The sequence below is a fragment of the Marinobacter sp. CP1 genome, assembly GCF_001266795.1.
Lineage (GTDB): Bacteria > Pseudomonadota > Gammaproteobacteria > Pseudomonadales > Oleiphilaceae > Marinobacter > Marinobacter flavimaris.
The window spans coordinates 4,169,408-4,196,163 of record NZ_CP011929.1; the positions used below are offsets into that span (position 1 = coordinate 4,169,408).

The 26,756-nt window shown below is 55.2% G+C and carries 16 protein-coding genes; 15 read left to right on the forward strand and 1 reads right to left on the reverse strand.

The genetic code is table 11. The annotated features are described in order from the left end of the window. Positions 1–7 precede the first annotated feature (7 nt). The 8 genes from ACP86_RS19225 to ACP86_RS19260 all read left to right on the forward strand — a co-directional run bounded on the left by ACP86_RS19225 (position 8) and on the right by ACP86_RS19260 (position 12,079). Positions 8–4,987 carry a class I SAM-dependent DNA methyltransferase gene (locus ACP86_RS19225; RefSeq protein ID WP_053115103.1) on the forward strand — a complete coding sequence of 1,660 codons (4,980 nt, stop codon included), beginning with the start codon at positions 8–10 and terminating at the stop codon, positions 4,985–4,987. Next, positions 4,984–6,396 (forward strand): S1 RNA-binding domain-containing protein, encoded by a 1,413-nt coding sequence (locus ACP86_RS19230; protein WP_144422727.1) that lies wholly within the window; start codon positions 4,984–4,986, stop codon positions 6,394–6,396. The genes ACP86_RS19225 and ACP86_RS19230 overlap by 4 nt, the downstream gene beginning before the upstream one ends. Positions 6,397–6,531: 135 nt before the next feature. Further along, positions 6,532–7,032 carry a hypothetical protein gene (locus ACP86_RS19235; RefSeq protein ID WP_094182504.1) on the forward strand — a complete coding sequence of 167 codons (501 nt, stop codon included), beginning with the start codon at positions 6,532–6,534 and terminating at the stop codon, positions 7,030–7,032. 11 nt (positions 7,033–7,043) lie between these two features. Further along, positions 7,044–7,535 (forward strand): hypothetical protein, encoded by a 492-nt coding sequence (locus ACP86_RS19240; RefSeq protein ID WP_053115106.1) that lies wholly within the window; start codon positions 7,044–7,046, stop codon positions 7,533–7,535. A 12-nt stretch (positions 7,536–7,547) separates the two neighbouring features. After that, on the forward strand, positions 7,548–8,867 hold the full coding sequence (locus ACP86_RS19245) for a hypothetical protein (RefSeq protein WP_053115107.1): 1,320 nt from the start codon (positions 7,548–7,550) through the stop codon (positions 8,865–8,867). Between the two features lie 164 nt (positions 8,868–9,031). Further along, on the forward strand, positions 9,032–10,576 hold the full coding sequence (gene istA, locus ACP86_RS19250) for an IS21 family transposase (protein WP_318256802.1): 1,545 nt from the start codon (positions 9,032–9,034) through the stop codon (positions 10,574–10,576). A gap of 14 nt (positions 10,577–10,590) precedes the next feature. Continuing rightward, positions 10,591–11,346: an IS21-like element helper ATPase IstB gene (gene istB / locus ACP86_RS19255; RefSeq protein ID WP_011784510.1), complete on the forward strand. Its 756-nt coding sequence runs from the start codon at positions 10,591–10,593 to the stop codon at positions 11,344–11,346. After that, entirely contained in the window at positions 11,333–12,079 is a 747-nt protein-coding gene (locus ACP86_RS19260; protein ID WP_053115108.1) for a hypothetical protein, read from the forward strand. The genes istB and ACP86_RS19260 overlap by 14 nt, the downstream gene beginning before the upstream one ends. A 146-nt stretch (positions 12,080–12,225) precedes the next feature. Here the strand turns inward: ACP86_RS19260 and ACP86_RS19265 are convergent, their stop codons facing one another. After that, positions 12,226–13,527 (reverse strand): IS1380 family transposase, encoded by a 1,302-nt coding sequence (locus ACP86_RS19265; protein ID WP_041336316.1) that lies wholly within the window; start codon positions 13,525–13,527, stop codon positions 12,226–12,228. A gap of 175 nt (positions 13,528–13,702) precedes the next feature. On the opposite strand from ACP86_RS19265, the gene ACP86_RS19270 reads away from it, so the two are divergent. The 7 genes from ACP86_RS19270 (at position 13,703) to ACP86_RS19305 (ending at position 26,756) form a co-directional block, all read left to right on the forward strand. Continuing rightward, entirely contained in the window at positions 13,703–15,028 is a 1,326-nt protein-coding gene (locus ACP86_RS19270) for an IS1182 family transposase (protein ID WP_053112091.1), read from the forward strand. 226 nt (positions 15,029–15,254) lie between these two features. After that, positions 15,255–16,448: a DEAD/DEAH box helicase gene (locus ACP86_RS19275; RefSeq protein ID WP_053115109.1), complete on the forward strand. Its 1,194-nt coding sequence runs from the start codon at positions 15,255–15,257 to the stop codon at positions 16,446–16,448. Between the two features lie 85 nt (positions 16,449–16,533). Then, on the forward strand, positions 16,534–18,795 hold the full coding sequence (locus tag ACP86_RS19280) for a DUF262 domain-containing protein (RefSeq protein WP_053115110.1): 2,262 nt from the start codon (positions 16,534–16,536) through the stop codon (positions 18,793–18,795). A gap of 458 nt (positions 18,796–19,253) precedes the next feature. Then, the gene (locus ACP86_RS19290) at positions 19,254–19,820 is read left to right on the forward strand and encodes a type II toxin-antitoxin system MqsA family antitoxin (RefSeq protein ID WP_053115111.1); all 567 of its coding nucleotides are present in this window, start codon (positions 19,254–19,256) and stop codon (positions 19,818–19,820) included. Then, positions 19,820–20,293, forward strand: coding sequence for a hypothetical protein (locus ACP86_RS19295; protein ID WP_053115112.1), 474 nt, complete (start codon positions 19,820–19,822; stop codon positions 20,291–20,293). The genes ACP86_RS19290 and ACP86_RS19295 overlap by 1 nt, the downstream gene beginning before the upstream one ends. A 14-nt stretch (positions 20,294–20,307) precedes the next feature. Continuing rightward, positions 20,308–23,565, forward strand: coding sequence for a DEAD/DEAH box helicase (locus ACP86_RS19300; protein WP_053115113.1), 3,258 nt, complete (start codon positions 20,308–20,310; stop codon positions 23,563–23,565). A gap of 2 nt (positions 23,566–23,567) precedes the next feature. Continuing rightward, the gene (locus ACP86_RS19305) at positions 23,568–26,756 is read left to right on the forward strand and encodes a DUF1998 domain-containing protein (protein ID WP_053115114.1); all 3,189 of its coding nucleotides are present in this window, start codon (positions 23,568–23,570) and stop codon (positions 26,754–26,756) included.

The window sequence follows — 26,756 nt, forward strand, 5'->3', positions numbered from 1 at the left end:
TTACCAGATGGCCGTTCAGGATACCGCCGCCACGTTCATTGGACTGACCAACGAAAACGAATTCTTCAGCGCCCATTACCTGGCAGAAGTCTTCCAGGGCGACTTTGCCGACACCATCAAAGATTGGGAGGCTCGTGAAGAATCGGCAAAAGAAGAGGGGCGCGATTACACCACGCCTCACCGTGCCCTGAGGAATCTCAACCAGAGCTACTTCGCCCTGCGCCACAAACTCAAAACCGAGCGCAGTGCAGCAGAACGAATTCGCCTGCAGCGCGATTTCTTCAAAGATCTTACCTCGGTACTGGGTATTCCCTATCAGCCAGACAATCGTGAGGTGGCACCCAACACGGAACTGCCGGTTCTCTCAGCTCTAGGCGACCAGCTCTGGGTACTGGGTGCGCTGGATTCAAACAACGAGGGCGAAGACCCGCTCTCTCTAAAACTGCACAGCAACCAGTTCTTCGGCCCGGGCCCGCACCACGACAAATTGAAAAACACCGACTGGTACAGCATCCTTAACGAAGCAATTTTCCGGCAGGACAACCCGCCGCGATGGGTGCTATTACTATCCGACCGACAGGGCATTCTGATCGACCGGTATAAGTGGTCGCAGAACCGCATGCTCCGCTTTGACTGGGAAGAGATTCTCGGCCGCCGCGACGATAAAACCCTCAAGGCCACTGCCGTTCTTTTACATCGGGAAAGCTTGGCTCCCGAAGTAGGCCAATGCCGCCTCGACAGCCTGGATGAGAACAGCCACAAGCATGCCTTTGCGGTATCGGATGATCTTAAATATGCCCTGCGGAAAGCCATCGAATTACTGGGCAACGAAGCAGCCGAACAACTGGTAGTACAGGCCCGCGATCGCAAGGAAGGCATCTACAGCGGGCAGAATGCTCTGGATGCGGACCAGCTTTCTAAAGAGTGTCTGCGCTACATGTACCGCATACTCTTCCTGTTCTACATAGAAGCGCGCCCTGAACTCGGCTATCTGCCGGCTGAAGACGAAACCTGGCGCATGGGTTATAGCCTGGACAGCCTACGTGACCTGGAAAGCGTACGCCTGACCACTGAAGAAAGTCGCCGAGGCGAGTATTTCCATCAAAGCCTGCAACGTATGTTCAGCCTGATCTACAAAGGCAAGCAGGTCAGCCGGCAGAAAGACGATCTTCACGAAAGCAACGCCAATGCCTTCACCCTGCAAGGCCTGGACAGCCACCTGTTCGACCCGTCCAAAACCCCGCTGCTCAACCGCGTGGCCTTCAGCAATGAAACCCTGCAGCAGGTGATCCAGAGCATGTCGCTTACTCGCCCCACAAGCGGCAGAAAGCGCCGGGGCCGCGTGAGCTATACCCAGCTTGGCATCAACCAGCTGGGCGCAGTATACGAAGCCCTGCTCAGCTACCGCGGCTTCTTCGCCACCGAAGACCTGTACGAAGTGGCCCCCAAAGGCCAGAACATCAACCCGGACGAACTGGACACCGGCTACTTCGTCACCCAAAGCCAATTGAACGAATTCGACGACAAAGAGCGCGTTTACGACAAAATCGACAGCAAACTCAGCCTGCGCGTGCACCCCAAAGGCAAGTTCATCTACCGCATGGCGGGGCGGGACCGGGAAAAATCCGCCAGTTACTACACCCCGGAAGTGCTCACCAAAAGCCTGGTGAAATACACCCTCAAAGAACGCCTGACGGACGACGTAACCGCCGACGATATCCTCAAACTGACCGTGTGCGAACCCGCGATGGGCAGCGCGGCCTTCCTCAACGAAGCCGTCAACCAGCTGGCGGAAGCCTACCTCACCCGCAAACAACAGGAACTGGGCCAGCGCATCCCCCACGAGGATTACCAGCGCGAACTCCAGCGGGTAAAAATGCACATCGCTGACCACAATGTTTACGGGGTAGACCTCAACCCCATTGCTGTGGAACTGGCGGAAGTCTCCCTGTGGTTGAACGCCCTGAGCGGCGGCCACAACGTACCCTGGTTCGGCTACCAGTTGTTCACCGGCAACAGCTTGATCGGCGCCCGCCGCGAGGTGTACCCCAAGATCGCCCTGAAGAAACAGGCCAAAGAAGGCTACTGGTACAACAACGCGCCGCGCAGACTGAACCCGGAAATCCTACTGAACCCGGCAGGCGAGGGTGGTCGCAGCGACAACGAGATCTATCACTTCTTGTTACCCGACCCAGGTATGGCCGGCTACAACGACAAAGTCGCCAAACAGTTGCGGCCGGATGCCTTCAAAAAGATCAAAGACTGGAAAAAAGACTTCTGCGCCCCGCTGGACGAGCAGGAAATCAAAACCCTGCAAAGCCTGAGCGAGGCCGTAGACCGCCTGTCGCGCGAACACACCCAGATGCTGGAACAACACCGCCAGCGCACCGAAGACACCTACCCCCTGTGGGGCCAGGAACAGGTGGAAGAACACCACACCACCACCCGGGAAAAAGACAACCTGCGGGCCCACGGCATCTTCAACACCAACGCCCGCATCGCCTCTCCCTACCGCCGCCTGAAACTGGCCATGGACTACTGGTGCGCCCTCTGGTTCTGGCCCCTGGACAAAGTGGATGAACTGCCAGACCGCCAGAAATGGTTGTTCGACCTGAACACCATCCTGAATAGCGCTGGGACCTTTGATTTTGCTCCAGAGCAGGAAAGCCTGTTGGAGGCAAGTACCTATGAATCCAGCGCAGAACCTGACCAAGCCGAGAACAGCAATCCGTTTGCGAAACCACAGGCGGACATGTTCGGGGGTGATGACGAACAGCTTAGTTTGCGTGAAGAGACCGTTGCGCTCCGGGAAGTCAGCAACCAACGCGGCGAGCTCAACCTGGAAAAACTGTTCAAAAATCCGTTTTTCAACACCCTGGCCATCGCCAACCAACTGGGTGAGCAGTACCGCTTCTTCCACTGGGAACTGGCCTTCGCCGACATCTTTGCCAAGCGCGGCGGCTTTGACATTACTTTGGGTAACCCGCCCTGGCGCAAAGTGGAATGGCAGGAAGGCGGCATCCTCGGCGACCACAACCCGGCCTTTGTGCTGCACAAACTCAGCGCCAAGCAACTGACTGACGAGCGCGAAGCCGCCTTCGAACGGAGCCCCCAACTGCAGCAGGCCTGGTTTGCCGAGCTGGCGGAAGCGGAAGGCTCGCAGGCATTCTTGAATGCCACCCAGAACTACCCGCAGCTGAAGGGCGTGCAGACCAACCTGTACAAGTGCTTCCTGCCTCGGGCCTGGGTCAATGTGAACGGGCAGGGCGTGAGTGGCTTTTTGCATCCGGAAGGGATTTATGATGATCCGAAGGGTGGGGGATTTCGGCGGGAGGTGTATCCGCGTTTGCGCCAGCACTTCCAGTTCCACAATGAAGTGGGGCTGTTCGCCGAAGTGCATCACGCCACAATCTACAGTATTAACGTGTATGGCCCGCAGCGGTCTGAACCAGAATTCAGGCACATCGCCAACCTGTTTATTCCGCAAACTGTGGATATCTGTTTTGCCCATGAAGGACAGGGGCGTGTGCCGGGCATCAAGGAAGAAGTGGAGTCAGCCAGCGGGGCCATCAAAACCGTCTGGAACACCAACGGCCACCGCGACCGAATTATCGAAATCGGCCAACACGAACTGGCCCTGTTCGCCCAGCTCTACGACGAAGCCGGCACCGATGCCCTGGAAGCCCGCCTGCCAGCCCTGCATGCCCGGCAGCTCACCAACGTGCTGGAAAAATTTGCCGCCCAGCCCCGGCGGCTGGGCGATCTAAAAGAGCAGTATCTGTCACTGGAAATGTGGCACGAAACAAACGCCCAGAAAGACGGCACCATTAAGCGGGAAACCCGTTTCCCCGAAAACCCGGACCAATGGATACTTTCTGGCCCACATTTCTTCGTCGGCAGCCCTTTCTATAAAACCCCACGGGCAGAATGCACCCAGAACAGCCACTACGACATCCTTGATCTGCAGACTCTGCCGGACAACTATCTGCCGCGCACCAACTACGTCCCCGCCTGTGACCCTGACACTTACCGGGACCGTACCCCGCGCGTGCCTTGGGTGGAAGAGGGCAAGCATCGGGCGCGGTTGGTGACGGAGTATTATCGGTTGGCTTATCGTGGAATGCTGTCTCAGTCCGGCGAGCGCACGATGATTCCCATGATCGTAATGCCGGGGGCTGCACATATCCATGGTGTCCAATCGACCACTTTCAAATCTCAGCAGTTGTTGCTTCGCCAGGCCGCAATGACAATCTCGATCCTTGGTGATTTCTATATTAAATCCACAGGACGTAGCAATTTGATGGCGACGTGGGCAGCACTGCCTTTAGTGGAGTTGTTGCCTTCGATTGCCTGTCGGGTGTTAGCGCTTCATTCTGTGACCAGCCACTACGCCGACCTCTGGCAATCCAACTGGCAAGACAGCTTCCGCCAACAACACTGGGCCACCCGCAAACCCATCGCCGCGCTGCCCCAGGACTTCTTCGCCAACCTCACTCCCGAGTGGCAACGCAACAACGCCCTGCGCACCGACGGCGCCCGCCGCCAGGCCCTGGTGGAAATAGATGTCCTCGTCGCCCAGGCCCTCGGCCTCACGCTGGAAGAACTGCTCACCATCTACCGCGTACAGTTCCCCGTCATGCGCCAGTACGAAGCCGAAACCTTCTACGACCAAACCGGCCGCATCGTCTTCACCCCCAGCAAAGGCCTGGTAGGCGTAGGCCTGCCAAGAAAAGCCAACAAGAAGGAACTCAACGAAGGCACCTTCTACGGCATAGACACACCCGAAAGAAAAGAAGATGGCATTGCCCTCGGCTGGGAAGATATCCAGCACCTGCAGGAAGGCAGCGTCTACAAAACCTACATGGACGACACTCTACCCGGCGGACCAACGGAGCGGACGGTGGAGTACAAGGCGCCATTTTTCCGGTCGGACCGGGAGGAGGATTATCGGGTGGCTTGGGAGATTTTAGAGGGGCAAGCTCTGTGAGTTTCCTCTTGGACCTTTTTTCAGCCCTTCTGGGTGAAGAGAACAAAGCACGCTCGCCGGTGAAGAAATCTCATCAAAGGTCGAGTTCCTCCTCTAGAAGCGCTTCATATAGCCCTGGCGACGTTTTATCAGGCAACATCCAAATTGTTCGGGAAAAGTTTGCCAAAGTTGCATCAGGTGATCTGACGGCCGTTGTTTTTCCTGGAGAAATGTCAGACGTTTTCGTTTCTGATCCAGCGAATGTTTTAAGCGAGGGCCAAACTGCGGAATTTGTATTGCTCAACAAGGATGACCGGGGTTGGAAAGCCAGCATAAGGGCAGTCGGGGAAGCCAAAGCTAGGAAAGCCCTGGCGAAATTGGAAGAAGGCGATCTGATTACGGGACGCGTGGTTCAACTTGAGGACCGCGGGGTACTTGTCGACGTTATGGACTTCCAAGCATGGATTCCAATCTCCGAACTTGCTTGGCATTGGGTCGATCATCCTTCTGAGGAAATCTCTATAGGGGAAGAGATCGAGGCCGAAATAACTCGGATTGAGATGCCCGACGGTTGGCTAACGGATAAGCGGAAAAGACGGGCAAGAGGAATCGCAAGCATTCGTGCGTGCATTCCAGAGCCTGAATCACCCTCTGTACCGGTCGCATTCAGCGGTATGCCATTCAAGGTTTGGGCCGTGGCCAAAACACCTCGTAGTTGTGATGCAGTATCAAGATTCGTTTTGGAAGAACTCGTCGCTGGAAAGGACAGAAAGGCTATTGCGACAACTACGGGGTTGGACGTAACTACGCTAAACAATATCCACGATCTCCTTGCTGCTAATTCCCTGGCTGAGAACTGGGCGGCGACCAAGAAAGGAAGGGACATCGTGGAGGCCATCGAGCTCTCTCGTGAGCTGAATGAAGACCCGATCCGTGGACTGTTCGTCAGTGCCGCGCACCCGGCTAGGAGGCTTATTTCGGTCGATGAGCATAAAAAGCAAGAGCGATATCCCCGGGATTGGCCGTCACCTGTGTTTCATAAGCCTGATGAAGAAACCTTCGCGAAGGCAACAGATGAAGCCATTCCTGAATCATTGCTGAAGAAGTTGGTACCTGAAGAAAAACGAGAAGGGCTTGCCCAACTGCAGGAAGACAGTCGACTTCGCGTGTTTTTACGCCGAGATGGGACAAGAATCAGGAAAGACGCGGTAATTGAAACCCCAGAGTATTGGCTTCTCGCTGGGCTTTGGAGGGCATTCCGACCATTTTCTGATCGACCCTATAGGCCTGCTAAGGGAAGTGAATGGTGCCAGAACTTTCTTATGGTGCGTTGCCTGCTTGTAAAAGAAAGTCGAAAGGATTCGTCTCAGGAAGCGGTTTTTTTTCGAACCTTTTACCGAGACGCTCTGGTGTTTAACGCCGGAGAGTAAGGTGCGTGTAAGAGATCGGCGGGGGGATCGTTTTCCGGCGTTGCCCAATGTAGGAACGGCCACAGATTCTGATGCTGACAGATCTATTCTGGAGCTCACACCTGATTCATGGTGTGTTGTGAGGGTGTTTTAGAGATGACGACTCGTGTTCCGAAACAAGCGCTTACACTGTTGGCAAACACTGCGGTTTTGGCTAGCAAGTATGGTTTTAAGAAGGGCATGGGCAAAGCTGCGGCGAAGGCCAATCCTGCGCTCATGCTGCTGGAGGCAGCGGTTTCAGTCGCTGACGCTGTGAATTCCTATTTGAAATTGAGAGAAGCCAAGGCTCATCGTGATGGTCTTATTCAATTCATTCCCCAGGAGGAAAGGAGACTTGAGTTAGAGCGCGAGCAGCTTTCCGAGCAGATAGATCTGGCAAGAAAAGAATTGGCTCAGCGTTCTCAATTGCAGGAAAGACTCGGGAAGCTGGTTCTAACGTGCCATTCGGCCTATCGAACCGCCTGGTATGAGCTTCATGAAATACGTAGCTCTGACCTTCCGGATATTGAAGCTTTTGATGAACAACTGATTGAGCTTGAGGATGTCTGGGCAGAACTAAAACATGCGCTCCAAAACTACAATGAAACCAATGCATAGAGGTTAACGCCATGCCGGACCAGAAACTAAAATTATCTGAAGAATTGCTGTCGCGTGTTTCTAAGAGTAGCGCCTCGGCAAGTTCAGAGGCTAAACAGATTGAGAAATTAAAAACCGAGAGAGCGGGTATTGAGGCAGGAGCCAAAACGGAGGTTGCCCGGCTTCAGGTTGCGAAAGAAGCAATTGAAGCCGTAAAGGGTGTTTTCGAGGTCATAAAATCCCACAACCAGCTTAAAGCAACACTCGTAGAGTGGCAGGGGCGTGTTACTCAAGCGGAAATCGAGGTCAATCGGGCTGAAGTGAATCTTCAAGCAGCCAGAGAGAGTAATCAGATTAGAGTTGAGGAGCTGGCTCAGTCACGAGCTTTGATGGATCCGATTCTGAAGCTCTTTGACGCTACTATGGAGGAGTTAAGGAACTCGAATTGCTCAAAGGAAGAAAAGGCGCAGTTGCGACAAGAGCTTCAAATTATTTCGGATAACCTCGTGAAACTTAAGCAGTAACGGCCAATATTCGTGATTCACCTCTTCGTAATAGCGGGTATAAGCCTCACTGCGACGGGCGTCAGTTGGTGGAATGGCCAGCGAACTGAAGCCGTTCAGGCGCAAATCAAGGCCTTGGAGGAGCAGCTCGAGGCACTTTATGAAGCTGATGCAAAAGAACGCCATGAATTGCTTGTCAGCTACGTGAAGGACTTGGAAGCTCTGGTAGTTCAAGAGCTAGAAACACGGAATTGCGTTGCTACTGAATTAATTGCAAGCCATGCGAAGGCTCGGGCGGTAATGGCTAAGCGTTTGGGGAGCCGAGAGAGCGATGCTTTTAACCAGGTTGTCCTTGAGCTAGAGCTTGCGCTTAGCCGAGTTGATGCAGAAAGGGCTCACCTTGGCTTGGTGAAGGGAATCCTGGCAGATGTCGTGAATGGTAGATGTGGTGCGATTCCTACTCCTGCTGAACTTCAATTGCCTAATGATTTTCCTCGTGAGGGCGGGCTGGTTCATTTTGAAGGGGAGGTTCCCGACGCGCTTCATGGCTATCGTCTGGTGGTGGAAGACTGGTCGGAAGAGCTTAACGGACGCGCAATGCTGTTCGGCGTTGACCATAAGAAGCGTTCTGCGAAAGTGTCAGTAATCGGTGCAGCACTTTTAGAGGCTAATCTTACGGACGGCGGTGCCCCTATGACCGCCAGAGTTGTTAGCCGAGAGCGGGAAGGGATTTATCTGGATTATCTAGGAGCTCGTTTAATTCTGGAGGCGAGGGCTCAGGACCACAGTCGGCTGACGCCCGAATGCTCCGTTGATGTGTACCCAAGCGTATGGATGCTTGAACATATTACTCGACTGGACCGGCAAACCCCTTTACCCGTCAGATTAACGGCGAGAATTGGAGGAAGCCGCGAGTTCTGGTCACCAATTCTGCTGTCGGTTCCGGAAAGCAAATTACCCGATTTAGTTTCAGCCTATCAAAAAATTGATGAGTCCTCACAGAACTCTCCCTGGAGGGTACACCTTATCGGTTCAAGTCAGGTTGGCTTTTCTATCGACAATGTGACGTTAGTTACTACGGCCAACTCGTCGGAGCAAGCATTTGTTTTGGACCATGTTCTACACGGCGCTGCTGGTCCGCCTGTTTCCGTTCGTTTTCATGCTGGACTGTGTGCTTTTGCTTTTGGCTCCGAGGACGAAGCCAATATTGATCGGTCAATGTTTTATCCATTTGTAGAGGCCCTACACGCTGAATTAAGCAGTCAGAAGCAAATGCTGCTTCAGCTGCATATTCCGGCCCATCGTGACCGCCCATTCCGTTTGAACGTGACCGCCTGTTCCGGGCGATCGTGACCGCTCATTCCGTTTTATCGTGACCGATTTCGGGTAGTTTTCCGGAATCGCCGGTCACGATGCCGGAATCACCGGTCACGTTCCTCCGGAATCCCTGCCAACACGCTGGAATTCTTCAACTTTATCCGGCATACCCCTTCCTTTTTCATCACGAGGAAGGGCAGATGCCGGCAGCGAGGATTTCCATGCGACAAATCATCGAGGTCTTGCGCCTCAAGTACGAAGCGGGCCTGAGCCACGAACGCATTGCCCGTGCCTGCGGGCTCTCCAAGGGCGTGGTCGGCAAGTACGTCAGCCTGGCCACCGCGCAGGGCATCACCTGGCCGTTGCCGGAAGGCACGGATGAAGCACGGTTAGAGGCCCAGCTGTTCCCGGCCAAGACGCCGCGCGAACGCTTTGCCGAGCCCGACTACTTCCAGGTCCATCAGGAACTGAAGACCAAGGGCGTGACCCTGCAACTGCTCTGGGCTGAGTACGTAGAGCGCCACGGCGACAAGGCTCGCCGGTACAGCCAGTTCTGCCATCACTACCGGCTCTGGCGCGGCCGGCAGCGACGCAGCATGCGTCAGGTCCACCGGGCCGGTGAAAAGATCTTTATCGATTACTGCGGCCCCACCGTGCCGGTGGTGGACCGCAGCACTGGCGAGATGCGCAAGGCCCAGGTCTTTGTGGCCGTGCTGGGTGCGTCCAGCTATACCTTCGCCGAGGCCACCTGGAGCCAGAGCCTCCCGGACTGGGTCGCCTCCCATCAGCGCATGCTGGCGTTCTACGGTGGCGTGCCGGAACTGCTGGTTCCGGACAATCTCAAGGCAGCGGTCACCAAGGCAGACCGATACACGCCCCAGATCAACGAGACCTATGCGGAACTGGCCGCCCATTACCAGACGGCAGTCTTACCGGCACGCCCCTACAAGCCCAAGGACAAAGCGAAGGCCGAAGCCGCTGTGCTGCTGGTTGAACGCTGGATCCTGGCCCGGTTGCGGCACCGAACGTTCTTCTCACTGGCCGAGCTGAACGCAGCCATCGCCGGACTGCTACCGGCGCTGAACCAGCGCCGGTTCCAGGGGCGTTCCGAGAGCCGCCAGAGTCTGTTCGAAACGCTGGACCGACCCGCACTGAAGCCACTGCCGGCAACGCCCTACGTTTATGCCGAGTGGCGTAAGGCACGACCGGGCATCGACTACCACATTGAGATCGACAAACGGCTGTACAGCGTGCCTCACGCTCTCGTGGGCGTGAAGCTGGATGTACGGGTGACCGACACCGCCGTGGAAGTCATGCACAAGGGCCAGCGGGTGGCGTTGCATCCCCGCCACGGCAAGAGCCGCTTCGTCACCCTGACCGAGCACATGCCCAAATCCCACCAGGCCCATCAGAACTGGTCTCCCGGACGGTTCCTGAACTGGGCCGCGGACATCGGCCCCGCCACGCTCGACGTGGTGCAGCGACAGCTCAAGGATCGCCCCCATCCCGAACATGGCTACCGGGCCTGCCTGGGGCTGTTGAACCTGAGTCGACGTTACAGCCGTGACCGGCTGGAGCAAGCCTGTGCCCGGGCGCTGTCCATCAACTCGGCCAGCTACCAGAGCATCACCTCGATCCTGAAGCAGGGCCTGGATCAGCTTCCCCTGACACTGACCGAGGAAGAACCGGAACTGGCCGATCTGCCCGTTCACACCAACGTTCGTGGCCCCCACTACTACCACTGATCCCGGAGACACTGATGTTGACTCAAAACACTCTCGACACCCTGCGCCAGCTCAAGCTGACCGGCATGTGCGATGCCCTGGAACAACAGCGGGCGCAGCCTGACACCCACGACCTGGCGTTCGAGGAGCGTCTTGCCCTGCTGGTAGATCGCGAAGTGCTGCACCGCGAAAACCGGCGACTGGAGCGGCTGCTCAAGGCCGCCCGGTTGCGTGTGCCGGCCTGCATTGAAGATATCGACTACCATCACCCGAGAGGGCTGGAGCGCTCCCGCATGGCCGGACTGGCCAGCTGTGACTGGATCCGCCAATCCCTGAACCTGTGCATCACCGGGCCCACCGGGTGCGGTAAGACCTGGCTGGCATGCGCCCTGGGCAACCAGGCCTGCCGGCAAGGCCTCTCAGTTCGCTACCTGCGGGTACCGCGTCTGTTCGAACAACTACGCATCGCCCATGGCGATGGCAGCTATGCCCGGCTGATGAACCAGTTGCTAAAAACCGACCTGCTGATCCTGGATGACTGGGGCATGCAGAAGGTAACCGCGCAACAGCGACAGGACCTGATGGAAGTGATCGAAGACCGGCACGGCAGGGGTTCAACTCTCATTGCCAGCCAGTTACCCACGGAGCATTGGCACGATTACATCGGCTCCGCCACGCTCGCCGACGCCATCCTGGACCGGCTCCTGCACGGCGCTCACCGGCTCAATCTGAAGGGGGAATCACTGCGAAAAGCAAAAACACAAAAGACGGAATCTGTTGACCCATCGTGACCGCTCAGAGTACAAAATCGACTCCAGCGTGATGGCCGTGTGCAAATCGGTCACGATCCCCGGAATGACCGGTCACGTTCGCCGGAATACGCATCAGCGCCAATCCGCTTTGAGGCTCCGCAAGCTCTCGCTGATCTATCAGGACCAGCAAGAGCATATTCAATTGGAAGGATCTTGTGGATTTTTGCCTGGGGAGTCGCAAAAAAGAGGTCATGTTGTGGTTGGCATGATTACAGCGATGAGTCGCCCAAGCTGGCTGGATGAGGCAATCTCAAATGAAGGTAAAACACGGATTCGCGCTGTCGGACACTCTGAGGTTCGAAATATAAAGCATGCGAGCTGGGTCGATCGGGAGAATGGCATTTGTAGGTTGGAGCTTGAGGCCCATTATCAGGAAGGTTTTCGGGAGATTAACCCCTTCGGCCTAACCCGGATTGAACGAGTCGGAGAGGGCTCTCAGCAACAGACACTGAGCAAAGCGCTTGAAAATGCCATTCTGGGTAAATTTGTCTCGCCAAAAGTGCACACAACTTTACTTGGTCTTTCTGGAGATCCGGTTCCGAATAGCAACCTAGACCGCTCGAGTGTCGAGAATTTGCTGGATTCAGACGAGCCTGTTGTCTGTGTTTGGGGGCCCCCAGGTACCGGTAAAACCACGCTATTGGTCAAGTGGTTGGCTTCGCTTTTTTCGGCGGATAATAGTCAAGGTTGGCCTAGCCCGGATTTCTCATAGTGCTCCAACAACCTTCGCAGACCAAGCCTGGTAGTGCCAGATCCGAGTGGTCATGGTCGAAGTTGGCGATTATTTAGCCAGTTTCCGGCATTCAGGCACAACTCCCCCTTTCCCCCATTGGTATCGGGCCGGGGGAGCCCGATTATCTACTGGGGCACCAAGCGCTGAACCAGTGCTGAGAGATCGTTCTTGTGTGGATAGCTATCACTCATCAACACCCGTATTCGGCGGGTGTTGCGGATGATGACTGCGCCAACCTTGATCAGCTTCAAGCGCAAGGTGCCGGCACTCATACGTTCGAAGGGCGTGTTTTTCAGATGCACCCGCAAACGCTCGAACAGGGTGTAGGCGAAGCCGGATAAGATCAGCCGCCACTGGTTGGTCCACCAGTGTGTGCTGGAGGTGCGACCGGCAAACAGATCCAGTTGTTGATCCTTGATCCGGTTCTCCATATCACCCCGTGCGCAATACTGTTCGTAGTAGAGCTTGAATCCGTCATCGTAGCGGGAGCTGATAACGAACCGGGGGTTCGGGCCTTGAGGGCCATATTCCAGGCGCGCAACCACCCAGCGTGGCTTATGCCAGCTTCGGGCTTTGTAGCGGAAGCGGAAGGTGCTGGCGAGCTTATGGCCATGAGCCTCGTAGTAGGTCCGGACTTTGTCCATGGCTGGGGCGGCAAGCGCCTCCAGCCGCTGGTTGCGGGCCATGCCTACGATGTAATCCACCTGGTTGCGATCGCACCAGGCCAGCAGTCGGGGCTTGCTGAAGTGGGAGTCGCCCCGGAACACGATCCGGGTCTGTGGCCAATACTCGCGAATAAATCGCACCAGCAGCGCCAGAATGGCCCAGCTGTGCCGGGCATCACCTCGATTGCTGGTGCGCAGATAGCTCACCAGCAAGTGCCTACCGCAGAAGACGTAAAGCGGGAAGTAGCAGTGATGGTCGTAATACCGGTTAAAGAACTTACCCGGCTGGTCGCCGTGCACCGGAATATCGGTGCCGTCAAAATCCAGCACGATTTCCTTGGGCGGCTTCTCATGCTGCTCGATAAAGTGGTGCCAGAGCAACTCATGCGCTTTGACAATGGTTTGCCGATCCATCGCCTGCTCCATTCGACAAAGCGTGGACTTGCCGGCCAGAGTCGAGGCATTCCCCGTGGCGGTTTGTAGTGCCTGATCAAAGCGAAGCGCTTCATGATCATTCAGATCTTCGTAGCCGCTGGCCACGCCGTAGACGCGCTGCCGGATCATGGTGTTGAGCCCATGACGAATCATGCGGGCATCCCGCTGGTCGGTCAGCGTCTCGGCCAGTCGCTGGGTTAGCCGGTGTTGTTTATCGACTTCGCGCAGTAACAACACACCGGCATCCGAGGTGATATGGCCTCCGGAGAAATCGGCTTCAATCTGGCGGCGGGAGAGTGGCGAGAAGGTCAGTTTTTGAGGTACCATTTTGGATAGCGGCTTTTAGTGTGGGTTTTTGTGTAGGAACTTGAATTCTAACACTTTAAGCCGCTTCTTCCTTCCTCATGCTACCTTCTTCATGAGAAATCCGGGCTAGGAGTCTGCGCGGCAGAAGCTACATTCTGGCACAATAGATCAAAATTCTTCAGCAACAGGATGACTGATGGGAACCACTTTCCGCCCGTATTCGCCTGGCCAGGAACTGCTTCTTCCCCCGAGCCTGAACGAGTGGCTGCCTGAGGGGCATCTGGCCTATTTTGTCAGTGATGTCGTCGAGGAGCTGGATTTAAGCGCGTTTTATGCCCGCTACGAAGGCAACGGCCGACGCAACTCGCCCTTCGATCCACGAATGATGCTGAAGGTTCTGATCTACGCCTACGCCACCGGCGTTTTCTCTTCACGCAAGATCGCCCGGAAGCTGGAAGAAGACGTGGCCTTCCGGGTTCTGGCGGCAGGCAACTTCCCCAGGCATCGCACGATCTGTGATTTCCGCAAACACCATTTGGTTGCCTTCAAGGCCGTGTTTATTCAGGTGGTCCGGATTGCCCGGGAAGCGGAGCTGATCACGCTGGGAACACTGGCGATTGATGGCACCAAGGTTCGGGCTAATGCCAGCAAGCACAAGGCCATGAGCTATGGCCGCATGGGCGAGGAAGACGATCGTTTATCGAAAGAGATCGATGCACTTTGTCGTCAGGCGCGTCAGACAGACCAGTCGGAAGACCGACAGTTCGGCCCGGATAACCGGGGTGATGAACTGCCTGAAGAGCTTCAGTACCGGCAGGCGCGGCTGGACAAGATTCGTGCCGCCAAAGAGAAATTGGAAGCAGACCAGAAAGAGCGGGACAAGGCCCGGGGTCGGTCCCCGGACGATGATCGGCGCTCACCTCGCGGGGGCCCGAACTTCAAGCGGGATTATGGGGTTCCGGATGACAAGGATCAGAGCAATTTTACCGATCCGCAAAGCCGGATTATGAAAACGGCGGACGGGTTCCAGCAATGCTACAACGGCCAGTTGGCCGTGGATGGTGAATTCCAGCTGATTGTCGCCAACCACCTGGGCAATAATCCCAGTGACAATGGCTGTCTGATACCACTGCTGGATCAGGCAAAAGACACTCTGGAAACCTATCCGGATCAGTGTCTGGCTGACGCGGGTTACCGTAAAGAAGAAGATCTACAGACCCTGGAAGACAAAAGCATCGACGGCTATGTCTCGCTGCGCCGGGAGGGCAAGAAGAGTTCAGAGATAGACGCGAGCCGTTATCCGGCCAGCGCCCGGATGGCCGGGAAGCTGGCCACGGCAACCGGGCGATCGGTTTACGCTCAGCGCAAGCATCTGGTTGAGGCGGTCAACGGCTGGATCAAGCATGTTCTGGGCTTCCGACAGTTCAGTCTGCGGGGCCTTCACGCCGTGCAGGGTGAATGGGATCTGGTCTGTCTGTCGCTTAATCTCAGGCGGATGAGTTCACTGATGAGGCTGAAATAGAGGGTCCGAGGGATCCTTGGGCGTACTGAGTGATCGGACTACGATAACGCATTCGCTGATAACCGTCTTGACTGACTGAATAGAGAGAATCGAGACTCTATTCGGCTGGATATTGTGGATACGTTCTCGGGCCGAACTGTGATTCGACGCGGCGGGGTCACTTGCTCAAAATACTTCTGCCGCGCAGACCCCTAGCATCCTAATCACTGCCCCGACCCACGTTGCGGTGACCAAACTCGTCTCTGACCTTTTGGAACAGATTCCTAAGCTACGAGACGAGGTTGTTCGATATGGTAACAATGAGAAAGTCCAGGGAACTGATCTGGAGCCAGTTTGGCATGAGCGTTTGTTGTCGGTATTGGACCCTGAGCGGGGCAACCAGAGTCAAGCCGATGTTTCTTTGCAAAGATGGGAAAAACTATTAACAACTCGTGAAGGCCGAGAGTCTGCTGCTAAATGGCTTTTGGGATCCAAGCATCTTCACGCTGCGACCTGCACGGGCATGGCGCGAGCGGACTATGGTTTATGGCGTCGCACCTTTGACATTGCAATCATCGATGAAGCTGGCAAAGCGTTTGGTGCTGAGCTTTTGATTCCTGCTTCGGTTGCTAAAAAAGTTGTGTTGGTTGGCGACCATAATCAGCTTCCGCCAACTGTCACGACAGATGTTCTGGATTTAGATATCGGTTATCGCTTGTCAATGACTGAGGTCGAGGAACTGCTGCGCCGAAATATGTTCCATGAGATTTTTGAACAGCTTCCCGCCGATGGAAAAGGGATGCTAACGACACAGTTTCGGATGCACAAAGACATTGGTGATGTTGTCAGTGAAATGTTCTATGACGGCCACCTTGATTCTGCCAGGAGCGATGAAGGATGGGACCTCACTCGTCGCCGAATGACTTTTGTCGATTTCAGCAAAGTTTCGAATTATCGGCACCGCAAAAGTAATGTCTCTCAGTCGATCGAGAATCGGACTGAGCGAGCTGCCGTTCATACGCTACTCGCCAGAATGTCAAAAACAGGCAAGTTCAAGAGTCTTAGTATCCTTGTCGTTTGTCCTTATGAAGCACAGCGGAAAGCTGTTAAGGATGAGATTGATCGCAGCGGTTATGAACTGGATCTTGAAGTAACGACGGTTGATGCCGTTCAGGGTGGCGAGGCAAATATCGTCATACTGATGATGACCAGGAGCTCTGGGAGGGTGCAATTCTTACTCGATAAGCACCGATTAAATGTCGCTCTCTCACGGGCCAGAGACGCGGTAATTGTTTTGGGTCACGTTGATTGTCTAACCAAGAGCGCAGACAGCCCTGTTTCGAGCCTGTTACAAATTGGCGAACGGAATAAAAGCCTGGATCTTGTCCGGTTGGGTGCAAGAGCCGATTTCAAGCGAGATGTTGCATCGATAATTACGTGATCGTGACGCATAAGTAGTGCGATAGGTGTTTTAACTAAAAGCGAACGATCAATCACTTTCAAAGTAACTTTAAGTAAGGAAAGGCATGAAGATCTCCACGCTCCTGGATCAGATTGAAATTGGCCAAATAGCATTGCCAGAGTTCCAGCGCGGCTACGTTTGGAATCGGGATCAGGTGCGTGGCTTGGTTCGCTCTTTATATAAGCGCTACCCGGTGGGCAGCCTGCTTGCGTGGATTACGGATTCCTCCCAGGCACAGGGGAGGGGAACAAGTGCGCTCGCATCCGGCCAGCAGGTAAAAATGTTGTTGGATGGTCAGCAGAGGATGACTTCGCTATACGGCATCATTAAAGGACAACCTCCCGCTTTTTTTGATGGAGATGCTAACGCGTTCAGGGGGTTGTACTTTCATGTAGAAACCGAAGAGTTCTCGTTTTATATGGCCTCCAAAATGCAGGGCAACCCCCTTTGGGTAGATGTCACTCGGCTTATGAAGGAGGGCGTGGATAACATTCTTGAGGAAATTCAGGAGTGCACTCAGGATTTCAAGCGCACGACTCACTGCGGCAATCGATTAAACCGGTTGCGTGATGTTCGTGAGATAGATGTCCACATTGAAGATGTGTCTGGACCAGAAATGACGTTAGATGTGGTGGTGGATATCTTCAACCGAGTGAATAGTGGTGGCCGGAAGCTCTCAAAGGGTGACTTGGCGCTGGCCCGCATTTGCTCGGTAGAGCCAGACGCCCGTTCTCGCATGCGCAAAGCGCTGGATCACTGGAATGATTCAGGCTTCGGTTTCACGCTGGATTGGTTGCTGCGAAGTGTAACAACAATTGCTACTGGCGATGCGCGCTTTTCGGCTCTTCACGAGCTGGATGCCTCTACATTCAACAGTGCGCTGCAGCGCTCCATCAATCATATCAATACCATCCTGGATCTGATTGGTGCTCGACTGGGGCTGGACCACCAGCAGGTCCTGACCGGACATTTTGCCATACCCATTCTGGCCCGATTTCTGGACGAGGCCGGTGGTGCCGCCCAAGACCACGAAACCCAGAACAAGATCTTGTTCTGGTATGTGCAAACGGCGATCTGGGGCCGTTATTCCGGCTCCACCGAGAGTGTGCTTTCCCGAGATCTCAATATTCTGCTGGATGTGGGACCAGAGGCAGGGCTTGATGCACTTATTCGTGAGTTGCAGCTTTGGCGGGGTAACCTGCGGATCAGACCGGAGCACTTCACGGGCTGGAGCCGCGGTAACCGGTTCTACTCCATTCTCTACATGTTGACTCGTGTTGGCGAAGCTCAGGACTGGGGTTCCGGCCTACCGCTCAAGAAGGGACTTCTTGGTAAGAACACATCTTTGGAGGTGCATCATATCTTCCCGCGGGATTTCCTAAAGAAGAGTGGCCACGACAACAAGAAAGCCATTAACGCTTTGGGTAACTTTTGTTTCCTGACCAAAAACAGCAACCTGCAGATCAGTAACCGCCCGCCCCATGAGTATTTTTCCGAGGTCGAGAGCCAGCATCCCGGGGCTCTTGCCAGTCAGTGGATTCCACAGGACCCTGAATTGTGGAAGCCAGAAAACTACCCGGAGTTTCTTCGTCAGCGTCAGGCTTTGCTGGCTGCGGCGGCAAATGCATTCCTCGACACCTTGTATAACCTGCCTTCGGATGACAGTTCAGTCGCCTATGAGGCGATAGAGCAAGGCGAGTCTGCACCGGGTGGCATCGCCGATGCGGAGGAGGAAAAACAGCTGGATGACGTTAATGAATGGGTCAGCGAGCGGGGCTTGCCGGCGGGCGAAAAAGAATTCGAGCTAAGAGATTCAGACACTGGAGAACTGAAAGCTTTCCTCGACTTGGCTTGGCCAGAGGGTTTGCAGGAAGGTCTGTCAGATCCAGTTGCTCTGATTCTCAATGAGGAAATGGGTTTGTTCAAGTTGGCCACGAATGCTGGCTTCCAGGTATTCGATGACGCCGAAAGCTTCCGTGTCTACGCAGCCCGCAAGGTCCTTGGTGATCTTCATTACGGTCTTCCTGAATGGGCGCAGCAGGTGGAGGACACTGCCATCCCTGTGGTTAATCACATTATTAAGAGTGATCTGCCCGTGCCGGAGTGTGGAGCTGAAATTCAGATGGACAGCGGAGAGGTAGCCGGGGAGTTTGAGTTTGTCTGGGATGATCAGCGGGTTGCTGTTTGGGTCTCTTCGGAACGCGCGCCACAGCGGGCGATGTTGGCTGCTAAGGGTTGGCGACTGTTTTCTCTTGAGGAAGTAGTTGAGTTGCCGAAGTTGCTGGAAGTCGCACTGGATAGCACGCTGCCTAACTCAAAAAATTGAAATTTTGGGAAATGGACTTACCATTATGGTAAATGATAAAGTTGTCAGCCGTTTCACTGGGACGCCAACCAGGGAAAACGGTGGGATCATCGGGAAGGAACCCCTTTATCCTCCCGACGAAGTTCTCGATTTACTGGACAGGCGCAGCATTGGAGCGATAACTCTGTGGACCAATGACTGTCAGAAAGATGTCCAGAATCTTGAGCTCGACCATGACGGTGTAATTAAGCTGATTAGGAATGCGCTCCGTAGCGGGAGGTTTTTGAATTCACAGTGGTGTCAGCAAAAACCAGGCGGCCCATGGGCTGCGTGTGATGCGTACACAGTCACTCAGGCAGAGTGGATTGAGGCTGCCTTCAAATCGCTTGATATTCAGTACTATGTAAAGTTTGCTTTGAACAAGAGCGGGAAGCTCTTGTTGGTAGTTTCTTGCCATACCAGCAGCTGAGGATGTTTATATGGAAAACAAGGTTTGCCCGATCTGTGAAGAGGGCGTACTGACCATCAGGGAAGGGCGTAATGAAACTGAGTACAAAGGGGTTAACGGTTCTGTCCGTTTCTTTTACGAGGAATGTAATGTCTGCGGCAGCGAGCAAGCTGATGCCGCTTTATCTCTGAAAAACAAGCGGCTAATGATTGCCTTCCGAAAGCAGGTTGATGGCCTTTTAACCGGAGCGGAAGTGCGGGCATTGCGGGAACGCCTGCAGTTGAAACAGTCTGAGGCAGCCCTGGTATTTGGCGGCGGCCCGACGGCGTTTTCAAAGTATGAATCTGATGACATTACTCAGTCTGCAGCTATGGATAAGTTGCTAAGGGTGGTGGACGCTCTTCCTGAAGCGTTTCGTCATCTTTGCAAGTTGTCAGGCCAAGAGGTACCAAAAGGGGTTCCTTCATTGTCCGTGGTGAGGGGGACAGAGAACATCGAATGGCAGACAATCGAGATCCCGGAAGCATCGGATGGCGCCAACGATGAATATCATGCTGCCACGTCACACCTTATTTCTGGTGAAGAGAGGTATGGCTGATGACAGATGAAAAATTGCAGCGGGCCATAAATCACCTTGCCATCTCGGATGTTTATCTTGTTGCTTCTGAGGCTCGCCACGGTGAGGAGTTCAATCCTAAAGCTGCCCATGCCCTTGAAGGTTTGAAAGTTCAGACAATGCATCTAGCCCGGCGCTCGGAGATTCTAGAAACGGACAAACCCGACCGGTATCTCCTGCGTATCGTGCTGGGTTTCGGTGTTCGCTGGATTAGTGAATCGGAAGTTGGAAAGGATGCACCCCAGATCAGGGCTTTCGTTGAAGCAGATTATGTAGCCGAATACTTAATGGATGAACGCCTGGAGCAGGATGCGATTGACGCCTTTGCACTTCAGAATGCGAGCTACCATGTTTGGCCTTATTGGCGTGAATACCTAATGAGCCAATGCGAGAGGCTGCGGATGCCCCGCTTGATTCTACCCACCAAACAATTTCCTGATAACCAAAAACAATGACATAAGGAAAGCCCATGATCCCCGGCTTGTTGGCCAGCGAAGTATCGGCCGCCCTGCGCGAGTTCATTGTCACCGGCTATGAAACGGAAACCGACCCGTTTAAAGGGGAATTCCGTCGTCTGGTAGAAGAACAGCAGGACGGGGAAGCATTCCTCAAAGGGCCCTACGTTTCAGTGGGCTTGCCCTTTATGCGCGGCAAAGCTGGCCGGGATTTCTTCAAGGGGTTTGAAACCGAGCATCCGCCTTTTGCCCATCAAGAGCAGTCCTGGCAACGATTAGCGTCTGATCGGCGGGCTGCGAATACTTTGGTGGCCACGGGCACCGGTTCGGGTAAAACCGAGTGTTTCATGTACCCGGTTCTGGATCACTGCCACCGAGAGGCAGGCGCCGGTATCAAGGCCATTGTGATTTATCCCATGAATGCGCTGGCCACAGACCAGGCGAAGCGTTTCGCCAAAGAAATTTATCGCCAGCCTGCGCTGAAAGGGCTTCGGGTGGGGTTGTTCGTTGGCGGAGATGGCCAGGGCACCAAGGCCATGGGCCCGGATCAGGTCATTACTGACAAGGAAACCCTGCGCAACAACCCACCGGATGTGTTGCTCACCAACTATAAAATGCTCGATTACCTGCTCATGCGCCCGCAGGACCAGAAGCTGTGGGCCTACAACGGGCCGGATACCCTTCGGTATCTGGTGGTGGACGAGCTGCATACCTTTGATGGCGCCCAGGGTACGGATCTGTCGCTGCTGATTCGACGGTTGCGGGCCCGGTTTGAGATGACGCCGGAGCAGTTGGTGTGCGTGGGAACTTCTGCCACCCTCGGTGGCGATGACAGTATTACGGGTTTGCTGAGCTATGCGTCCGACATCTTTTCCAGCCCGTTTCGCCGGGACTCGGTCATTGCCGAGCAGCGGCAAAATGATTCAGAGTTTCTCGATAACCTGGCGTTTCTCGGGCTGAACAAAGAAGTGGGGCCTGAGCATCTCTCGCTTGCCCTGAATGAGGGGCTGCAGGCCTATCTTCTGAAGGCCTACGACCTGTATTTCAGTAAAGAACCTGAAATACCGCTGGATGCCAAAGAAGGACGGATTCAGCTGGGCAAGGATCTCAAGCAGCATGGTCAGCTGGCAAACCTGCTGCGTCAGCTCAAACTGGGGCAGGGTACGCCGCGCTTTCGGGAACTGGTGGATAAGCTGGCGTTCCAGATACCACCGAAGTTTCAGCGCCAGCCAGAGCAGGCATTGATTGCGTTGTTAGCGCTGCTTTCCCATGCCCGAGACGAATTAGGGCGGCCGTTTGTGCAGTTGCGTTTGCAGCTTTGGTCCCGGGAGCTACGGCGGATTGTAGGCACCTTGCGGGAGCCGCAACCGCAAAACCTTGTGACGGACGAAGCGCCTGAAAACGGTCGCGCAGACGTTCTGCCCCCGCTGTTGGCTTTTGGGGACGACAAACCACCGAAGGACCAACGGCAGGTGCGTTTGCCGCTGGTGCAGTGCCGGGAGTGCCATGGCACCGCCTGGTTAACTCGCATGGAAATGAGCCACGTTTCTGACCAGGTGGTGGAAACCGAACTTCAGAGTATCTACAGCGCGTTTTTTGGTAACCACGAGGAAACCGCACTCTTATTGCCTTGGCAGCAGGGCGAGGGTGTTTCGCCAGCGGGGATGCACCTGGATAATTTCCGGCTGTGTCGTGAATGTGGCCGCACGGCCGCCGCGGATTATACAGGCCCCTGTAAGGGCTGCCAGGCGGGCAATGAAGCGTTGGTGCGGGTGAGCAAACCTCATCAGTTGAAGGAGGTCAAACGGGACAATACCAATAAGAATATCCATGAGCACGATTGTCCCTACTGTGCCGCCAAATCCGCTTTGGTGGTGTTCGGTGCCCGCGCAGCCAGCTTGAGTGCCGTGGCCATTCACCAGTTGTTCAGCAGCCGCGACAATGATGACCGCAAGCTGCTGACCTTCAGTGATTCGGTTCAGGATGCTACCCATCGCGCGGGTTTCTTTGCCGCCCGTACCTGGCAGAATAATGTGCGTATGGCGCTCACCCAGTTACTGGAAAATCAGTCCGAGCCGTTACCGTTGTTGCAGTTACCTGATCTGTTTGAGCGGTATTGGCTGAATCAGGGAGATGGATCGGGTCGTCTTGGGTTGCCCCGTTACCTGCGTGAATTCATGCCGCCGGACAAGCGCTTCACTGCGGATTTCGAGTATTTCGAAACGACTGGCGAGGTTCGCGATGCGGCCAGGATGCTCAAGCTGATTCGCGGGCGGATGTTGTGGCAGACACTGGAAGACCTGGGCTGGCGAGCTCAGGTTGGGCGTTCACTGAATCGTCTGGGCATTGCGGCGTTGGACTGGCCGGCAGAGTCGGTTGCCCGTGCAGCGCTGGCCTGGCGGGAAACGGTAGACAACACGCTGGGCTATCGCATTGATAGCGAGGCGGCTGCGGGCCTGATGACCGGGCTGGTTCAGCATCTGGTGAATCTGGGCGCGTTCGGACTGAAGGACCTGGCGTATTACCGCGACAAATCCGGCAAGAGCTACCTGCTCAAATTTCTGGATTACGCCCCGCCATTGGGCCCGTCTTCCCCGCGGCCTCGGTACCCTGCTGCGGCCAAGGCTGAAGGCTATGAGCCGCTGAGTCATAATAATGCCTCGAAGTCCTGGTACGAAAACTGGCTCATCTGCCTGAACCCGGACACCCTCGTGGACCGCAAGCAAATGGAGCAGGTTCTCGCTGCCGCTCTTGATGCGCTGGCGGATGTGGGCATGGTGCAGGCCGAAACCAATGAACGTGGCGTTAAACTCTGGGCGCTGAACCCAGAGCTGTTGACCATTGTCACCGACGTTCGGGCCGTGGAGTGCGAAGGCTACCGTCCTGTGCACGTGTCCGCCGACAAGGCCCGCAACTGGCTGGGGTTGCCGATGATCAGTGCCGCTGGTCCCGAGCTGCTGTATGAGAATGTCGTTCCTGTGCGTAACACCCTGTATGGCAACCTGTACCGCCATGGTGAAATACATCGGGTAATCGCCCATGAACATACGGGTTTGCTGGCGGCCAGCGAGCGGGTTCGCGTAGAGAACAGCTTTATCAAGGGTGAGAAGCCCTGGGAATACAATCTACTGTCGGCAACGCCTACGCTGGAAATGGGTATCGATATTGGTGATCTTTCCAGCGTTTTGCTGTGTTCCGTACCGCCGGCCCAGGCGAATTACCTGCAGCGCGTGGGCCGGGGGGGCGCCGGGATGGCAATTCCTTCGTCTTGACGGTGGCCAATGGTCGCCCACACGATCTGGTGTTTTACGCCGATCCAGGCCGGATGCTGGATACGCCGGTTGAGCCGCCGGCGGTGTTCCTGAAGGCCCGCCATGTGCTGCGACGCCAGTTGCTGGCTTACTCCATGGACTGCTGGACCCGTTGGGCAAAGGGGGACAATCAGGTGCCCCATACCATGCAGCCGGTATTGGATGCAGTAGAAAAGGCCCAGGAAGATCGATTCCCCTACACCATGCTGAATTTCCTGAAACAGAATATGCAGCAAATATGGGACGGATTCAGTAGCCATGTGGCCACTGAACTAAGTGGGGAAGATCTGGAGCTGCTGCGGCAATATTTGTTTGGTGGGCCGCAATACGATGAGGACCGGTTGGAGCTGTATCTCATCGGCCGGCTCAAGCTGGTGGCCGATGAACGCAACCGCATGGCCATCACCATCAAAGACCTGGACAAGCAGCTGGATAAACTGCGCAAGCAACCTCAGGACGAACACACCCAGGCTGAAATTCTGGAGTTGGAGCGCGAAGCCGCGGGCTACCGTGGGATGCGCGTTCGCCTGAATAAGCGTGAAACCCTGAATTTCTTTACCGACGAAGGGCTGCTGCCTAACTACGCCTTCCCGGAAGAAGGAGCGACCCTGCATTCGGTAATCTTCCGCTCTGAGAAAGGTGCGGGAGGCGATGGCGCAGAGCATGAATTCGTAAAGCGGGAATACGAATACCAGCGCCCCGCTCAGGCTGCGCTGACGGAGTTGGCACCGGAGTCGGTGTTCTACGCAGGCAACCGCAAAGTGAAGATAACCCGGGTGGAAACCTCGAAGGGCCGCAACATTCAGGACTGGCGATTTTGCCCCCGGTGCCATTATTCCGCGCCCGCCGATGACCCCACTTCGGGCTTCAGCGATAAAACCTGCCCTCGCTGCCATACGAACCAATGGGGCGATGAAAGCGCCCGTACCAAAATGCTGAAGATGACGCAGGTCTACGCGTTCACCAACGCCAGGGATGCGATTCTGGACGACCGCTCCGATGACCGGGAGCCTGTATTCTTCAACAAGCAGATGCTGATTGACTTCAAACCTTCCGATGTACCGATTACCTGGGTGCTGGACGATAACGAAAAGCCCTTCGGCTTCGAGTTCATCCGCTCCGCCAAGTTTCTGGAAGTGAACTTTGGCCGCCGCGAAGGGGAGGAGATGTACTTCGATGTGGCCGGAGAGCACATCCAGCGAGCTGGTTTCCCTATCTGCCGGGAGTGTGGCTCGGTGCAATCCAAAGCTGCAGCCAATGGCAAGAAAGAGGCTGCTCACCTCAAATCATGCAGTTACGCCCGTGGCCCAAAGAAACTGTCGAACGGCAAAGAAGACACGGGCCTGGAGAATTGCCTGTACCTGTACCGCCAGTTTTCGTCTGAAGCTCTGCGGATTCTGCTGCCGAGGCTGTCTACGGGCGGTACTGAAGAGCAGGTGAATTCGTTTGTAGCGGCCTTGCAGCTGGGCTTGAAAAGACGGTTTGGCGGCAAGGTAGACCACTTGCGGGTAGCCTATCAGAGCGAGCCAGTGGGCGAGACCGATGAGCGTAGGCACTTTATTGTGGTGTACGACTCCGTGCCTGGTGGTACCGGCTACCTGCATGAGCTGCTGAGCCGGGCGGAGAACATGCAGTCGGTGTTCCGCATGGCCTACGACGTAATGGATGCCTGTGACTGTTACGACAACACTATGGACGGTTGTTATCGCTGCCTGTTGGAGTATCGCAATGCCTATGGCATGGAAAGCACCAGTAAGGAGCTGGCGCTGGAAATGCTTAAAGATATTGTCGACGGTAACCATCAGTGGGTGCAAGACAAACAAGGTTTGAGCGCGCTGGGTGGTAACCCCTGGATAGACAGTGAGCTTGAAGCGCGCTTCCCGGAGGCGCTGGCACGGTTCTCTGGTGAAGACTGTGTGGGCAACCACAAGGTGCGAGTCGGCAAGGACATTATCCGGGGTAAAAGCGGTTACCGGCTGACCATTGGCGATCTCGCCTATGAGATCGAACCGCAGGTGAATCTGGGTATGGCGGAAGGCGTGCAGTTTGCCAGCAAACCGGATTTTGTGCTTTGGCCGGCACGTAAAGGTTTGCTGCCTGTGGCGGTTTTCCTCGATGGCTATAAGTTTCATGGCGAGAAAGCCAGCGAAGACTTGCTCAAGCGCCAGGCTCTGATGCGTGCCGGCTTTGTGGTTTGGGCGCTGAATTGGTACGACGTCAACAAGGTTATGGGCGACAAGGCCATGGATGTGCCCTTACCGCTCGGCATGACCTCTGCGGAACAGAATCATCAGGCCATTGCGGGTCTCTCCAAGGTGGCTGGATTGAATAACACCGCTCAGCACCTCAATAAAACCACCTTTGACTTGCTGATGCACTTCTTGACCGAGCAGGATAATGCGTTGCTGCAGCAGCAGGCGCTGTTTTTCATGCTGCAATGTCTGCCGGCCCGGTCTTTGGCAGACGCCGACGTTAAAACTACCGTGTTAGATAGCTTGAACGGCCTGCCAGCAAGCTTCACTGACCTGGCGCCTCATCCTACTGCATTGGCAGGATCGGTTGAGCTAACCGATGACAACGCCGCAGCGAAGATTACCCTGAGCCTGCTGGCCGGACCGGAATTACTCAAAACCTTTGATCTGGGCAAGGCTCTGATCTCTGCTAGCTACACCCTGCAAAAAGGCAGTGAAGACCAGGCCCGTTACCAATGGCAACGGTTCTGGACAGCTGTGAACTTCCTGCAGTTCCTGCCCGCGTTCTACGCGTGGACCCCAGACTCGAAAAACAGCGGTATTGCGGCGGGTCTGCTCTGGACGAAAAACACGGGCCAATATGGGAAGCCCGACGTTAAGCCAGACCAGGTTCCGCCCTGGTTTGACCAGCTCGAGGATGAGTTGCGGGAAAGGTTTGAAGAGCAAGATGTGGCCTGGCCGGCGGAGGTGTTGGTTGCAGAGCCCGTAACTGCGGGTGAACTGGACGAAGTGGTAGGCGAAGCCGAACTGTTGTTTGCCAGCGCAAAAGTGGCTTTGTTGATGGATGATATGGACGACCAGGTGGCTGCCAGGCCTTATCTTGAAGCGGATGGGTGGCGTATCTGCTCCTCGGTGGACGAGTTGGTTGATGCCTTGAATGAATTGGAATCAGGAGCCTGA

Coding starts and splice junctions, on each gene's coding strand:
- istB (WP_011784510.1), top strand. CDS start 10,591: ATGTTGACTCAAAACACTCTCGACACCCTGCGCCAGCTCAAGCTGACC.
- istA (WP_318256802.1), top strand. CDS start 9,032: ATGCCGGCAGCGAGGATTTCCATGCGACAAATCATCGAGGTCTTGCGC.
- ACP86_RS19280 (WP_053115110.1), top strand. CDS start 16,534: ATGAAGATCTCCACGCTCCTGGATCAGATTGAAATTGGCCAAATAGCA.
- ACP86_RS19295 (WP_053115112.1), top strand. CDS start 19,820: ATGACAGATGAAAAATTGCAGCGGGCCATAAATCACCTTGCCATCTCG.
- ACP86_RS19225 (WP_053115103.1), top strand. CDS start 8: ATGGCCGTTCAGGATACCGCCGCCACGTTCATTGGACTGACCAACGAA.
- ACP86_RS19240 (WP_053115106.1), top strand. CDS start 7,044: ATGCCGGACCAGAAACTAAAATTATCTGAAGAATTGCTGTCGCGTGTT.
- ACP86_RS19235 (WP_094182504.1), top strand. CDS start 6,532: ATGACGACTCGTGTTCCGAAACAAGCGCTTACACTGTTGGCAAACACT.
- ACP86_RS19265 (WP_041336316.1), bottom strand. CDS start 13,527: ATGGTACCTCAAAAACTGACCTTCTCGCCACTCTCCCGCCGCCAGATT.
- ACP86_RS19270 (WP_053112091.1), top strand. CDS start 13,703: ATGGGAACCACTTTCCGCCCGTATTCGCCTGGCCAGGAACTGCTTCTT.
- ACP86_RS19300 (WP_053115113.1), top strand. CDS start 20,308: ATGATCCCCGGCTTGTTGGCCAGCGAAGTATCGGCCGCCCTGCGCGAG.
- ACP86_RS19290 (WP_053115111.1), top strand. CDS start 19,254: ATGGAAAACAAGGTTTGCCCGATCTGTGAAGAGGGCGTACTGACCATC.